Consider the following 12,850-nt stretch of genomic DNA (forward strand, 5'->3'; position numbering starts at 1 on the left):
TGGCACGCTTATAATTGCCTCCGAACCTAGATACTCAACGCAGAATTACCATCGAAACTCTTACCTCCAGCACTCCAGGCGCAGAAGTACTTAGACGTCGAAGCTTTGCAATCATCTCTCACCCAGATGCAGGTAAAACTACGCTTACAGAAAAGTTACTGCTGTATGCGGGAGCTATTCAAATTGCGGGTAGTGTTAAAGCGCGTAAAGCCAGCCGTCATGCAACATCTGACTGGATGGAAATTGAAAAGCAGCGCGGCATCTCTGTAGCAAGCTCGGTGATGCAAATGGAATACCGTGATTGCATCATTAACTTATTAGATACACCAGGTCACCAAGATTTCTCGGAGGATACCTATCGTGTGTTGACTGCGGTTGACTCCGCTCTCATGGTGATTGATGCTGCTAATGGTGTTGAATCTCAAACATTGCGCTTGCTTGAAGTTTGCCGTGCGCGTAATACGCCTATCGTGACATTCATCAATAAGATGGACCGCGAAGTTAAGCCCCCAATGGAATTAATGGATGAGATTGAAACTGCGCTTGGCATAGAAGTAGTACCCTTCACTTGGCCAGTTGGCATGGGCAAATCCTTTGCCGGAGTGATTGATATCGCCAATGCTCGTATGCGCATGTTCAAAGCAGGTGAAGATCGCGTGACCGAAGACTCACATGCAGTAGTTGCTATAAATGATCCAGCCCTTAAAGAGCGTCTGGGCACAGACTTAGAAAATGCCCTAGCTGAAGTGGAGCTGATCAAAGAAGCAATGCCAGCCTTTGATCTCGAAGCCTTTCTGGCTGGCCGCCAGTCACCGGTCTTCTTTGGTTCAGCTATCAACAACTTTGGTGTGCGGGAGATTCTCAATACATTGGTTGAGCTCGCACCATCGCCAGGCTCACGTAAAGCCTTGCAACGTGAGGTCAGTCCTGCTGAGAACAAATTCTCAGCTGTCGTGTTCAAGATTCAGGCCAATATGGATCCAGCACATCGTGACCGTGTAGCTTTTTTACGCATCTGTTCTGGCCATTTTCAGCGCGGCATGAAACTCAAGATTTGTCGCAACGGCAAAGAAGTACGAACCAACAATGCGCTATCTTTCTTATCCCAAAGACGGGATATTTTGGATGAGGCTTTTCCAGGCGACATCATTGGCTTGCCAAATCATGGCTTGCTGCGATTGGGTGACACCTTAACCGAAGGCGAGCAATTGCAATTTACGGGGCTCCCATTCTTTGCACCAGAAATTTTCCGCATGGTTGAGTCCGCCGATCCTTTGCGCTCTAAGCAATTACGCACTGGACTGATGCAATTGGGTGAAGAGGGGGCTATTCAGGTCTTTAGGCCAATGGCTGGGGGCACCATGCTACTTGGCGCCTTTGGTCAACTTCAATTTGAGGTGGTAAGCCATCGCCTCCAAACTGAATATGGCGCGGAAGTGCGCCTTTTGCCTGCCCGCTATAGCCTGGCTCGCTGGGTTAGTTCAGATGATCCAGTTGCCCTGAAAAAATTTACCCAAGAAAATATCCACCGCATGGCAGAAGACGTAGTGGGTGCATCCGTTTTCTTGGCATCACATAAATCAGAGCTGGACGTTGCCCAACAACGTTGGGAGTCCATTCAATTCCATGCCCTCAGAGAGCATGCTGGCTTAATTTATCAATCCGATATGGCAGGCTAATTCGCCCAGCGGTTGCGTTAAATTAGCGTGTTGTTTTGCAATCAAAGACAGCAACCAACTGCGTATCACTACTTTTAAACGAGGCAACCTTGCCATACTGCGCACAATAGGCGCTGGCCTTCTGAGTTAATTGCTCAACTGATTCGCCGCTACTATTTAGAAAAGTAACATGGTTAGAATCTGATGCATCGGTATATACCGCAGCACAAGCGCTCAAAATAGATGAGCAACATGTAGCCAAAACAGAAGACCTCATCAATGCATTCATTTAATCATTCCTCATCCATAACTTAGGGCTTATTGAGGCCCAGTACATTCATAATCTTTGCAGTGATTTTGCTAGCAAATGGCCTGTAAATCAGAATACAAACAATAGCCACTGGGTAAGCTACTGACCAAACTTCAAACCACGCCCAGAAGAAATTTTCTGCAAGGTCAACACGAACAAAAGTAGTGGCGAGCGTAATGCTTAAAGACATTAAGCACCCCATAACTAAAGCAAAGATAAGGTTCTGTATCTGAATCATGATCTAAACATAAAGTAGACGGCGCCCAATAAGCATAATCCCGCCCAGATGTAATCGGTTTTAAATGGCTCGCCCATGTAAAACACTGCAAACGGAACAAATACACTGAGAGTAATCACTTCTTGAGCAATCTTGAGTTGTCCCAGACTAAAAAACTGATAGCCTATTCGATTGGCTGGAACCTGCAAGGCATACTCAAACAAGGCAATCGCCCAGCTCACTAAAACTGCAATCCACCATGGCTTGGCTGATAAGTTTTTTAAGTGTGCATACCAAGCGAATGTCATAAATACATTGGATAGCGCTAATAGGCCAATAAAACTAATTGGGCTATTGAATACAGATAGATTAATCATGGCTACATCATAGCTTCTAGGTTTGTTAACTGTTATTCTGGACTGTGATCACTATTGTGCGCCCTAGACAGGGGAATCTCTTCAGCAAGTCTTGAGATTCATCATTCCATTACTCTAGGAAAACTCCATGGCTGTAGGCCAAAATCAAAGAACCAGAAAAAATGACTCTATGCTCACCAAAACAGGAAAAGCGCGCTTAGGCCCCCTGAATACCGCTCAACTTACTAAGTTACTAGAATCGAGCACCAAACCCAAAGAGAAAAGCAAAATCTTGCGTGCACTCAGCAAACACAAAGTTGTTGCCGCATAATTAAAAAGCCCCGTTTAATCGGGGCTTTTTAATTTCATGGTTAGATATAAAACTACGCTCTTTTTACCAGCATTCTTTTCCCAAGGATGACAGTAGACACAACCAACATAGCAAAGATTAAATTCATCACCGTGAGTGAATCGCCCAACAAAATACTTGCTGCTACTAGAGTGCAAAACGGCTGAATTAACTGCACTTGACTGACACGTGCAATACCGCCAATCGCGAGGCCCTCATACCAAAAGAAGAAGCCAAGAAACATGGGGAATAAACTTAGATAGACAAAGCTAGTCCATGCCACGGCATCCGCATGAATATATTCTGGGCTATAGGTGAGCCAAGTCATCACAATATTCAGCGGCAAGGAAATGACCAAGGCCCAAGAAATGACCGCGCGTGGATTCATTTTTCTGGAGAGCTCGCCACCCTCTACATAGCCAATACAAGCGCTAATCCCGCCAAGCACTAAAAGGCCATCAATATACGTAAAGTTGCCGGAGCTCTTCAATAGAGCGTACAGAATGACTAAACCAGCACCCAATAAAGATACCAGCCAGAATCCCAAGGATGGGCGCTCTTTAAAGCGCAGCACTCCAATAACCGTTGTAGCAATCGGCATCATCCCCAAAATAACTGCCCCATGTGACGATGAGCCTTGAGTCATAGCAACAGTAGTGAATATGGGAAAGCCAAACACGACACCCAAAGCTATGACAACAAATTTGACAAAATCTACTTTAGTGGGCGTGTGCTCTTTTTTGTACGCAAGATAGACCAGAGCAACCAACCCTGCTAAGGTTGCCCTGCCAAAAGCAATGAAATACGGGTTAAAGCTTAAAACAGCAATCTTACTTACTGGTAGCGTTAAGCTAAAAATTAGAATACCGATAAAGCCAATCAGCATTCCCTTGCTTTCTTTATTCACCGTTGCCCTTTGTCTTGTGTTGTATTTATTGTATTAACAATCATCAAAGCATGAGTTGTAATATGTAAATAGTCCCTATGAAATTCAATGCCTATATTCAAGCCATCTATCTAGCAGCGTCTGCTGGCAAGCAGATGCTATCTGTCAGCACTGCCAAAGTCATAGTTGGCAGTGGCCTTGAAGGTGACCGTTATGCACTAGGTACGGGCGCCTATTCAGCCATCGAGCCAACTAAAGTGCGTCACGTCAGTATCATCGCCCTATCTGCTATCAATACAGCAAATGATTGGCTAACAGCTGGAGATGAACCGACTTTTGAGGGCTCTGAAACACGCCGTAATATTGCACTTGCAGGAATTACGGCGTCTGAACTAAATGCGCTCGTAGGCCAACGATTTCAGCTAGGTGACATTCAACTACTTGGCACAGAACTATGCACCCCCTGTGAAAGACCGGCGCAATTACTAAGTAGGCCAAGCTTCATGGAGGCATTTGAAGGGCGCGGCGGCATTCGGGCCGAAGTTTTAAATTCTGGAGCTCTTGCTGTGGGTGATAAGCTCTTCGTAGGGGAAGAGGAATGACATGATTCAATATCACGACAACGCCACTATTACTGTGGAGCAAGCCATCGATCTTTACAAGCGCTCGACCCTTGGGGAGCGACGCCCTGTTCACAACGCTCAAACATTTGAGGAAATGCTCAAGAATGCCAACCTCACTATTACCGCATGGGACGGCAAATCTTTGGTGGGTATTTCGCGTTCGCTGACAGACTTTTCTTATGTGGCTTACCTTGCGGATTTAGCCGTTGATGAAAAATATCAACGCTCTGGAATTGGCAAGCAACTAATTGAGGAAACCAAAGCGCGCCTTGGTCCTGAATGCATGATCGTACTTTTAGCAGCGCCTAAGGCAAATGAATATTACGGACATATTGGCTTTGAACACAATCCGCGCGCCTGGACTCTCAAAAAGTAATTCCGTCTTTATCATTGCCATATGACTATTACTCGATTTTGCTTAGTTCGCCACGGTGAAACCGACTGGAATGCCAGACGCCGCCTTCAAGGCCACACTGATATTGGCCTCAATGCCAAAGGATTAGCTCAAGCAGGGCAAATGGCGCGTGCCCTTAAAAATATGGGGCTTCAATTTGATGTTCTATATACAAGCGATCTTCAGCGAGCAGCAAAGACTGCACAAGCTATTGAAGAGATATTCGAAACCTCTGCGATACCTAATACTGGGCTAAGAGAGCGTCATCTTGGTGCTCTACAGGGACTCACTACAGATGAAGCCCCGATACGTGAGCCAGAACTTTGGAAATCTCATCTCAGCAGAAATATTGAGGAGAACTTAGGTGATGGCGAAAGCATTCGACAATTTGCAGATCGAATTAAAACTGCGCTTGTGGAAATCTGCGAACAACATTCAGGCAAAACTATTTTATTAGTAAGCCATGGAGGCGCATTGGACATGATGTACAGAATTGCGAGCAATCAAGCTCTGGATGCAGAAAAGACCGTTACAGTGCCCAATGCCTCCCTCAACTGGATTAGCCATGATGGGCTTGCATGGAAAGTAAACGGCTGGGCAAATACAAGTCATCTGAAGGATTTGGCTCTAGATAATCTAGACCTCTAGTGGCCTACAAGGGCTTATGATGCCTACATGAAATCGATTTTTCGCATAACGGCTCTTTTAATTGCTGCTGTAGTCTGCTTTCCGGCCTACGCCATGGATGATATTCCGGATACGCTTCCGGATCACATCGTTGGCGATATCGGTGTGGCCGCTTACACCACTAATTTACATATTGGCACTGAAGGGACTCAATCTTTGGCTGTGCCCTATGCCTTTTTTGACTATCAGCGTTTTTTCGCTCGTATAGATGAGGTGGGCATTAAGACTTTCAAGATGGGCTACGGCTATTTTGAAGTTATTGGAAAAATTAATTTAGATACCTACAAAGTAAAGTCGTCAATCAACGGCAACTCTATCAATCGAACTGATCCAATACCACTTGGCTTGGGAACTTTTCAAGAGACGCCGATCGGAGGATTTTTTGTTAATGCCTATCATGACTTTGGGAAGTCAAAAGGGGCGCTCTATGAATTTTTATACTTCGCCGAAATTGAAACCTATAAAAAAGTAACCGTCTATCCGCAAATTGGTGTGGAACGACAGTCAAGTCAATACGCTAATTACTACTATGGCATCAACCCTGGAGAGTCGATGGCTACTGGTTATGCGGCTTATAGCGCCCCCGCAACAAACAATCTTCTAGCGGGACTCATGGTGGAGATTCCAGTGGTGGATAACTGGTACATCAACGTATATGGTAAACGCAAATGGATGGGTGGCGGAATTAATAACAGTCCCGTCATGAATCGCTCATTCCAAGACAATATCTTTATGGCACTTGCGTATCGCTTTAAGTAAGCGGGAGAGGTTAACTAACTCTAAGTGGCGGCTTTAGAAAGACATGGCAAGAATGGAAAAGCCTGAAATTAACATCACCAGCTCCATCAGTAATAAAAATTTCTTTTCTGGCAATGCCAAAACAATCTTCTTAGAAAAAATGGAGCCGACCAAAACGCAGCTACCAATAAGTAGCCCCTGAATGATTATGGTGGCATTGAGAAAGCCTAGTTGATGAAATGTAATGCCCTTGGTAAACAGAATAGATAAGGTGCTGGCCGCCTCTGTTCCCAAGAAGGCACCCTTGGTGAGGCCGTAGGCTAAAAAGAAGGGGGTGTTGATAGCTCCAGTAGTCGCAACAATCCCAGTCAAATACCCAATTACAGCGCCAACCAAGGCCATCTGCCAAAGTTTTAGATAAAAATTTTGATTGCGCATCCAGCGACGAATCGGTATCAATAGGATTAAAAATATTCCTAGAGTAATTTCTATTAATCGCTCATTAAGTTGAACAAGAGTATTCACCCCTAATATCGTGAACGGTATTGCAGCTAGGCTATAGACAAAACAAACGCGCCATTGAATCACGCTCCACCACAAAAAAATACGAGAGAGATTAGCTACGGTGGCAACCAAAGCAATAACCGGAATTGCCTGAATGGGCCCATAAAAATAGACCAAAGCGGGCATCAATATGATGGTGGTACCAAAACCAATGACGCCTCCTAAAACTCCAGCAGCTAGGCCCAATGAGCCCAGTACCAAGGCTTGAAGAACTAAATCAGGCAACACTATAGATCTCGATTAAATTTAAAAAAGGGTTAACGTCCGCCCTGACAATCTAAAGGCATTTCCCACATAGGCTTGCCTTGACTAAAGTCACAATTCACTCCGTCTGGAGAGGTAGTGCTAGCAAGACAACCGCTCAAGACCAGAGTAAATAAAGTAACAGTCAAAGCTAGGGATATTTTTTTCATATTGCATTACCTCACTTGAAATACAGTTTTGTATTAAGCCCAAAATGCTTTCATCATTGCTACATCAGCAATGCCCCTATCATTTCCATACTTCAAATAGGGCGCAATCCATTTTGGATCAAGAAGATTCTCTACCTTAGATAAGCCGGGCGGAAGACCAACAACAATATGTTTGGTCTCTGTGCCACCGCCCTCTAAATCTTTCACCTCTTGATTAATCGTATTGGGCAGAGAAGACAAACGCAATCCCTGCTTTTGCTCGTTGATCGTTCCATCGCCTAAAGAAATCACAATGGCTCGTTTAACGCCGGCAATAACATCGCTATGCGTGCTACTCTGGCTCATGCCGCCATCCATACATAACCTATCTTTTATGAATGTAGGGCCAACCTGGCCTGGTGCTGAAGAGCTTGCGGCACAAGCAACGTTAATAGGAACATTATCGGCTTTTGATAAAACAATACGCTGCCCCGTAAAGCAATCAATAGCCGTAGTAAACATTCCATCTGAAGGCCAAGCAGAAGCCGTTAGTAGTTTCTTCACTACCTTGTAGTGATCGGCTACACCATCAGGATTAAATGAGGCCATCGCAGCTTTGCCGATGCGCTGAATAGATGCAAGAGATCCATCACGCACCGTCAGCTCGGCACGCTGCGCTCTTAATTGAGAAGCATTAAATTTCAATGCGGGCATCATTTCTGCAAGCAATTTTGGGAAATCGGCAAAAAGATCTATCTCATCCACAAGGCGCCACAAGTGCCCAGATGTCAGCATTGCACCAAATATTGAACCCGCAGAAGTGCCGACCACTACATCTGCACTGCTTAAATCTATACCAGCCTTCTTCAGTGCGTTGCAGTACCCGGCATACCAAGCAATTAATGGAGTTCCACCACCGCCCAACGCTAAACCTCGCTCCTTACCTTGCGCAAACGGATTCTTAAATGGAGCTGGATGAACCAAACCATCATTCCAACTCGCTGTAGATTCAACATCTTTTTTAGCTGCCAAGGCCTCAACTTCGGCGATGGTTTTTGGTGACAAATTTTGGGCCTGGGCTAGAGCTTGCGTACTGGCAACTGCGGCGATGCCAGCAGCGGAAGTTTTTAAGAAATTACGGCGTGATGGTGTAGTCATATAGTTTCCATAAGTAATGCTCGATTTATAGCAGGCCCTAACAGCAAAGAATCATTTAAACGGCGAGCCTGTAGAGAGACCATGCCAAGTTCAAGGCCACTAATGCAATCAGCGTAAAAAAAGTAAATTTCATTCCAAGCACGCGCTTGCTGAAATCTGGCGGTGGAGTATTCATGCCTTTTGCATGAATCAAACGCCCAATGATGAGTGAGACGCCTGGAATAGCCACCAACCACCAGGGGGCGCCATTTAACTCAAGACAAGCAATTAAGATAACTCCCAAAGGAATGTATTCAGCAAAATTTGCCTGGGTACGAATAGCCCTCTCAAGATCTTCGTGACCACCACTTCCTAGACCAACCTTATTTTTTCTTCTTAAGCCAATGACCGCAAAAGAGAGTTTGATAAAAATGATTGTTAGGATGGCGACAATGATTGATGTAATTAAAAGCATTCATATCTCCTTAGATAATTTCTAATACCTTGCTTAAAGAATTGCCTTCATAGTTTGGCTTTTCACCAATCTCTTCAAAAGGGTGGCCAAGACGATTGACCCAAAATACATCAAAGCCATACCACTTTGCAGCTAAAGCATCCCAAGCATTGCTCGATACAAAGAGAATTTCTTCCTTCTTGACAGGAAATGCCTTTAATAGCAATTCATAGGCCTGTGGGGCCGTTTTAAATAAGCGCACATCCTCGATAGTGACAACTTTATCCAGGTAAGGCTTCAAGCTATTACTCTCAACTACGGTTGCCAACATTTCTCTGCTGCCGTTAGACAAAATCGCAGTAGATATTCCTTTCTGTTTTATTGTTTTGAGGACATTAAGACTATCTTCAAAGCCAGTGAGCTTGGCATACTGGTCCATCAACCGCCCCTCATAATCAGGGGTGAGATTTAGGTTCATACGCTTACAGACATACCGCAATGAGCGAATGGTTAACTCCCAAAACGGGAGATAGTACTTACTCCCATTGGGATTGGGGTCACTCATCGTTACCAAGCGGGTGTATTCAATTTGGCGATCGCGCCACATTAAAGCAAAGGCCTGCCCATGACCCGGAAATAAGTCTTCTGCCAACTGCCCCATGGAATACACATCAAATAATGTGCCATAGGCATCAAAAGCGATTAGCTTATACATGTGTTTCTTACTTTCTAGTATGAATTTCTATTGTCATTTAATCAGAAAATTTAGCCAACGCATGCCACCCAAAACTGAGAAGGGGAAGCATATCTTTAGCGAAACCAGTGATCTCTTTAATTAACTCTTCCGAGCAAATCGTTGATCTGGGCAACTGCTTTCTAATAATCCAGCCTTTGAGTTTGATTGCTCGTTCAACCTCTGGCGGGACATCATTAAAGCCCCTCGGAATGCGGGCCAATGTGTTGGAATAATCCAGCTCATAGCCTTTTCTTTTTAAAGACTTCTCAAGCGAAAGCCAAGCCTTAGGGTTATCTAAAATTCCCTGTCTGAGCTTTTTTAGATTGTGGGCTTCTGGCTGTAAATAACCCGCAGCACATCTACTGCCTAAGGGGTCTAAACGAAAATACAAAACGCCGGGAGAGTGCTTGTCGCCGGTTCTCGTAAAGAGCCCGCTGGCATGCATGTTGTAAGGATGCTTTGCTTTTGAAAACCGAGCATCTCGATTAATTCTAAAGAGAGATTTTTTAGGATCACCCCACAAGGGCACATCTTTTTTAGCGAGACTCTCAGACAGGGCGTCTGTAAAGTGCTTCATGGGCTCACGCACAAACTCTTCATATTCTGAACGATGCTCAGAAAACCAAACCCTAGTTTGATTGTTGGTAAGCTCTTCAAGAAATTTGAAAGCTTTCGGACTAAACCCAATAAAGTCACTCATGGTAGTAAGGGACGAGAAATTTTTATATTCGATTCAACATTACCAGCAAAGGCGCCAAAGACAAAAAAAGAATTGCTGGATCTAAGAAATTATTCATACCAACATCTTATTGCTTTAGTAATAACTCAGTGGCTCAGTTTTACCCCAAAAGATTTTGTAGGAATAAATGGTATATCCAATGATGGTTGGCAGCACAACTATAGCCCCCCAAAATATGACCCATAATGACTCCGTAGCTGAAGCCGCCTCCCAAATCGTCATTTTGTCTACAACGATGTAAGGGAACATGCTGTAGGCGATTCCTAGAAATGCTAAGACAAAGATGGCTACGCTTAGAGCAAAAGGAATCCAAACAGGAGCGGGCTTATTCTTCTGCATTTTTAACAAGTTCAAATCGATAAAGATAAAACAAGCCAAGGTCAGAACTGGAAACGGCAATAAGAAAAAGACATTGGGAAAGGTAAACCACTTTGCTGCAATCTCTGCACTAAAGAATGGTGTCGCTACAGAAATGATCCCAACACCAAGCGCCGTTAATAAGAGGCATTTTCTTGCCCAGCCAACAGCCTTTAGCTGTAGCTCGCCAGACGTCTTCATGATCAGCCAACCGGCTCCCAATAAGGCATAACCGGCCGGCAAGCAAAGTGCCACGATAAAAGAAAATATCCAGCCCAAGTATCCAGAGTCAAAACCAATCACTTCTCTACCAACCATGACCCCTTGAGATGCCGCAGCCAAGAAGCTACCAAAAAAGAATAGAAAGTTCCACACTGCCTTCTGACTCAAATGGGCCTTTGCACGAAAGTCAAAAGATACACCTCGTAAAATTAAACCAGCCAACATAATGCCTACCGGCAAATAGAGTTCAGTCAAAATAATCCCATGGGCCATTGGAAAAGCAATCAAGAGAACTCCGACTCCGAGTACTAACCAAGTTTCATTCGCATCCCAAAAAGGACCGATTGATGAAATCATGATGTCTTTTTCTGATTCGCTTGCCTGATTCAATAAGATGCCAACACCCAGGTCGTATCCATCCAAGACAACGTAAGCAATCATTGCAATTCCCATTGCAACCAAAAAGAAAAGGGGCAACCAACCAGATGGTTCGTATAAATTAGGAATCATTCTTATGCTCCTGCAATGTTGTTAGTGAGGCCTGATTTTTGCTCATCAATAATATGTGCAGGATTAGCTTGTCTTGCCAAGTAAAAAACAACCCAAATATAAGAAACAATAAGTCCAAAATACAGCGCAAGGTACATTACGAGCGTACCTAAAACCATATTGGTAGGCACTTTAGTAACTGCATCAGCAGTTTTTAGCACTCCACTAACAAGGTAAGGCTGTCTGCCTATCTCGGTCACATACCAGCCGGCAACTACACCGACCCAACCAGAAAAAGTCATCACACTGAGTCCCTTTAAAAGCCAGGTTGGTAGCTCTTTATTTTTTCTTGTCAGATAGAACCCAACGAATGCGGTTAAGAGCATCAACATCCCGATGCCGACCATGATGCGAAAGGCAAAGAAGATGGGGGCGACTGGTGGGGTTGCGCCAGGGAAGGCATCTAAACCCTGCACCTCGCCAGCAAATGAGTGCGTCAAATATAAAGACGCAAGCTTTGGAATGGCTATTTCGTATTTATTAGCTTTAATGGTTTCATCGGGTATTGCAAATAAAACGGCGGGGGCACCTTTGGTTGTTTCCCAAATTCCCTCCATTGCTGCCACCTTTGCAGGCTGATACTCGAGCGTATTTAGGCCATGTGAATCACCAAGGACAATTTGTAATGGGGCTAACACTACCGCCATGGTCATTGCTAACTTGATCAGCGCTCGGTTGCCAGAAAGATTGATGCCCTTTAAATATCGATAAGAAGAAATGCCTGCAATTAAGAACGTTACAGTCAAAAATGATGCTGTCATCATATGCAGAAGGCGATACGGCATAGAGGGATTAAAGACAATCTCAATCCAATTGGTTGCATGCGCTTGACCATTGATCATCTCAAACCCTTGTGGGGTTTGCATCCAAGAATCTAAAGCAATGATCCAAAATGCCGATAGTGATGTGCCGAAGGCAACTAAAAATGTGGCGATAGTGTGGGCTCTTTGAGAGACTCGTTTAGAGCCAAACAACATAATCCCTAAAAAAGTTGCCTCGAGGAAGAATGCTGATAAAACTTCGTAGCCAAGCAAAGGCCCTGCGATATTGCCTACCGTTTGCATATATCCAGGCCAGTTGGTTCCAAACTGAAAGCTCATAGTGATACCACTAACAACGCCAAGCGCAAAAGTTAAGGCAAATATCTTGACCCAGAATTGATAGGCCTCACTCCATACCGAGTCACCTGTTTTATTAAATTTAACCTTGAAATAGAAAAGTACCCATCCCAATGCAATCGATATCGTTGGGAAAAGAATATGAAAAGTCATATTCGAAGCAAATTGAATTCTGCTCAAAATAAGCGTATCTACCATTTTGTTGCCTCTTATTTTTAATGTACTTTTATTATGCTCTGAATCGCTACCACTTCTATAGACACTTTCTAGCCTAATATTTAGTCTATTAGGAGGTGTGTCATGAGTACAAGAAGACGGTTTACTGAAGAGTTCAAGTTAGAGGCAGTCAAGCAAGTCGTTGAGC

General features: G+C 44.2%; 19 protein-coding genes. 7 read left to right on the forward strand and 12 right to left on the reverse strand.

Annotated features, from left to right (window positions below; all coding sequences use genetic code 11):
* The first annotated feature begins 50 nt into the window (after positions 1-50).
* Positions 51-1,679 carry a peptide chain release factor 3 gene (locus tag VC182_RS05540; RefSeq protein ID WP_216243365.1) on the forward strand — a complete coding sequence of 543 codons (1,629 nt, stop codon included), beginning with the start codon at positions 51-53 and terminating at the stop codon, positions 1,677-1,679.
* Positions 1,680-1,701: 22 nt separating this feature from the next.
* On the opposite strand, the gene VC182_RS05545 is transcribed toward VC182_RS05540, so the two are convergent.
* Genes VC182_RS05545 through VC182_RS05555 form a run of 3 tightly spaced genes read right to left on the reverse strand, consistent with a single transcriptional unit; the run spans position 1,702 to position 2,562 of the window.
* Entirely contained in the window at positions 1,702-1,947 is a 246-nt protein-coding gene (locus VC182_RS05545) for a hypothetical protein (RefSeq protein WP_072582589.1), read from the reverse strand.
* Between the two features lie 22 nt (positions 1,948-1,969).
* A complete protein-coding gene (locus tag VC182_RS05550; protein ID WP_072582588.1) occupies positions 1,970-2,206 on the reverse strand; it encodes a DUF2798 domain-containing protein in 237 nt (78 codons plus the stop codon).
* Positions 2,203-2,562 carry a DMT family protein gene (locus tag VC182_RS05555; protein WP_072582587.1) on the reverse strand — a complete coding sequence of 120 codons (360 nt, stop codon included), beginning with the start codon at positions 2,560-2,562 and terminating at the stop codon, positions 2,203-2,205. The genes VC182_RS05550 and VC182_RS05555 overlap by 4 nt, the downstream gene beginning before the upstream one ends.
* A 127-nt stretch (positions 2,563-2,689) precedes the next feature.
* Here VC182_RS05555 and VC182_RS05560 point away from each other — a divergent pair, with 127 nt between their 5' ends.
* Positions 2,690-2,872, forward strand: a complete 183-nt coding sequence (locus VC182_RS05560; RefSeq protein WP_072582586.1) for a hypothetical protein — start codon at positions 2,690-2,692, stop codon at positions 2,870-2,872.
* A gap of 52 nt (positions 2,873-2,924) precedes the next feature.
* On the opposite strand, the gene VC182_RS05565 is transcribed toward VC182_RS05560, so the two are convergent.
* Positions 2,925-3,797: a DMT family transporter gene (locus VC182_RS05565; protein ID WP_323484745.1), complete on the reverse strand. Its 873-nt coding sequence runs from the start codon at positions 3,795-3,797 to the stop codon at positions 2,925-2,927.
* Between the two features lie 77 nt (positions 3,798-3,874).
* Between VC182_RS05565 and VC182_RS05570 the strand changes: the two genes are divergently transcribed.
* The 4 genes from VC182_RS05570 to VC182_RS05585 are packed head-to-tail and all read left to right on the forward strand — an operon-like array spanning position 3,875 to position 6,239.
* A complete protein-coding gene (locus VC182_RS05570) occupies positions 3,875-4,378 on the forward strand; it encodes an MOSC domain-containing protein (RefSeq protein WP_072582584.1) in 504 nt (167 codons plus the stop codon).
* A 1-nt stretch (position 4,379) separates the two neighbouring features.
* Positions 4,380-4,775: a GNAT family N-acetyltransferase gene (locus tag VC182_RS05575; RefSeq protein ID WP_323484746.1), complete on the forward strand. Its 396-nt coding sequence runs from the start codon at positions 4,380-4,382 to the stop codon at positions 4,773-4,775.
* Between the two features lie 21 nt (positions 4,776-4,796).
* A complete protein-coding gene (locus tag VC182_RS05580; protein WP_072582582.1) occupies positions 4,797-5,441 on the forward strand; it encodes a histidine phosphatase family protein in 645 nt (214 codons plus the stop codon).
* Positions 5,442-5,468: 27 nt separating this feature from the next.
* The gene (locus VC182_RS05585; RefSeq protein WP_323484747.1) at positions 5,469-6,239 is read left to right on the forward strand and encodes a MipA/OmpV family protein; all 771 of its coding nucleotides are present in this window, start codon (positions 5,469-5,471) and stop codon (positions 6,237-6,239) included.
* 33 nt (positions 6,240-6,272) lie between these two features.
* Here the strand turns inward: VC182_RS05585 and VC182_RS05590 are convergent, their stop codons facing one another.
* From VC182_RS05590 to VC182_RS05625, 8 genes are all read right to left on the reverse strand, one after another.
* Entirely contained in the window at positions 6,273-7,010 is a 738-nt protein-coding gene (locus VC182_RS05590; protein WP_216120807.1) for a sulfite exporter TauE/SafE family protein, read from the reverse strand.
* A 29-nt stretch (positions 7,011-7,039) separates the two neighbouring features.
* On the reverse strand, positions 7,040-7,195 hold the full coding sequence (locus tag VC182_RS05595; RefSeq protein ID WP_323484748.1) for a hypothetical protein: 156 nt from the start codon (positions 7,193-7,195) through the stop codon (positions 7,040-7,042).
* A gap of 33 nt (positions 7,196-7,228) precedes the next feature.
* Positions 7,229-8,332 carry a patatin-like phospholipase family protein gene (locus tag VC182_RS05600; RefSeq protein ID WP_323484749.1) on the reverse strand — a complete coding sequence of 368 codons (1,104 nt, stop codon included), beginning with the start codon at positions 8,330-8,332 and terminating at the stop codon, positions 7,229-7,231.
* 55 nt (positions 8,333-8,387) lie between these two features.
* Positions 8,388-8,786, reverse strand: coding sequence for an MAPEG family protein (locus tag VC182_RS05605; RefSeq protein ID WP_216120803.1), 399 nt, complete (start codon positions 8,784-8,786; stop codon positions 8,388-8,390).
* 10 nt (positions 8,787-8,796) lie between these two features.
* Positions 8,797-9,480: a haloacid dehalogenase type II gene (locus VC182_RS05610; protein WP_323484750.1), complete on the reverse strand. Its 684-nt coding sequence runs from the start codon at positions 9,478-9,480 to the stop codon at positions 8,797-8,799.
* 37 nt (positions 9,481-9,517) lie between these two features.
* Positions 9,518-10,201, reverse strand: coding sequence for a TIGR02453 family protein (locus VC182_RS05615; RefSeq protein ID WP_323484751.1), 684 nt, complete (start codon positions 10,199-10,201; stop codon positions 9,518-9,520).
* Between the two features lie 114 nt (positions 10,202-10,315).
* The gene (locus VC182_RS05620; protein ID WP_323484752.1) at positions 10,316-11,329 is read right to left on the reverse strand and encodes a cytochrome d ubiquinol oxidase subunit II; all 1,014 of its coding nucleotides are present in this window, start codon (positions 11,327-11,329) and stop codon (positions 10,316-10,318) included.
* A 2-nt stretch (positions 11,330-11,331) separates the two neighbouring features.
* Positions 11,332-12,684, reverse strand: coding sequence for a cytochrome ubiquinol oxidase subunit I (locus VC182_RS05625; protein ID WP_323484753.1), 1,353 nt, complete (start codon positions 12,682-12,684; stop codon positions 11,332-11,334).
* 102 nt (positions 12,685-12,786) lie between these two features.
* On the opposite strand from VC182_RS05625, the gene VC182_RS11565 reads away from it, so the two are divergent.
* Positions 12,787-12,850 (forward strand): transposase (locus VC182_RS11565; RefSeq protein ID WP_223146557.1); only part of this gene is annotated, 64 nt, incomplete at its 3' end.

It is taken from the genome of Polynucleobacter sp. AP-Nickl1-40-C4 (assembly GCF_035012665.1).
Classification (GTDB): Bacteria; Pseudomonadota; Gammaproteobacteria; order Burkholderiales; family Burkholderiaceae; genus Polynucleobacter.

Coding starts and splice junctions, on each gene's coding strand:
- VC182_RS05560 (WP_072582586.1), top strand. CDS start 2,690: ATGGCTGTAGGCCAAAATCAAAGAACCAGAAAAAATGACTCTATGCTC.
- VC182_RS05580 (WP_072582582.1), top strand. CDS start 4,797: ATGACTATTACTCGATTTTGCTTAGTTCGCCACGGTGAAACCGACTGG.
- VC182_RS05575 (WP_323484746.1), top strand. CDS start 4,380: ATGATTCAATATCACGACAACGCCACTATTACTGTGGAGCAAGCCATC.
- VC182_RS05615 (WP_323484751.1), bottom strand. CDS start 10,201: ATGAGTGACTTTATTGGGTTTAGTCCGAAAGCTTTCAAATTTCTTGAA.
- VC182_RS05545 (WP_072582589.1), bottom strand. CDS start 1,947: ATGAATGCATTGATGAGGTCTTCTGTTTTGGCTACATGTTGCTCATCT.
- VC182_RS05600 (WP_323484749.1), bottom strand. CDS start 8,332: ATGACTACACCATCACGCCGTAATTTCTTAAAAACTTCCGCTGCTGGC.
- VC182_RS05570 (WP_072582584.1), top strand. CDS start 3,875: ATGAAATTCAATGCCTATATTCAAGCCATCTATCTAGCAGCGTCTGCT.
- VC182_RS05555 (WP_072582587.1), bottom strand. CDS start 2,562: ATGATTAATCTATCTGTATTCAATAGCCCAATTAGTTTTATTGGCCTA.
- VC182_RS05595 (WP_323484748.1), bottom strand. CDS start 7,195: ATGAAAAAAATATCCCTAGCTTTGACTGTTACTTTATTTACTCTGGTC.
- VC182_RS05610 (WP_323484750.1), bottom strand. CDS start 9,480: ATGTATAAGCTAATCGCTTTTGATGCCTATGGCACATTATTTGATGTG.
- VC182_RS05585 (WP_323484747.1), top strand. CDS start 5,469: ATGAAATCGATTTTTCGCATAACGGCTCTTTTAATTGCTGCTGTAGTC.
- VC182_RS05625 (WP_323484753.1), bottom strand. CDS start 12,684: ATGGTAGATACGCTTATTTTGAGCAGAATTCAATTTGCTTCGAATATG.
- VC182_RS05620 (WP_323484752.1), bottom strand. CDS start 11,329: ATGATTCCTAATTTATACGAACCATCTGGTTGGTTGCCCCTTTTCTTT.
- VC182_RS05605 (WP_216120803.1), bottom strand. CDS start 8,786: ATGCTTTTAATTACATCAATCATTGTCGCCATCCTAACAATCATTTTT.
- VC182_RS05550 (WP_072582588.1), bottom strand. CDS start 2,206: ATGATTCAGATACAGAACCTTATCTTTGCTTTAGTTATGGGGTGCTTA.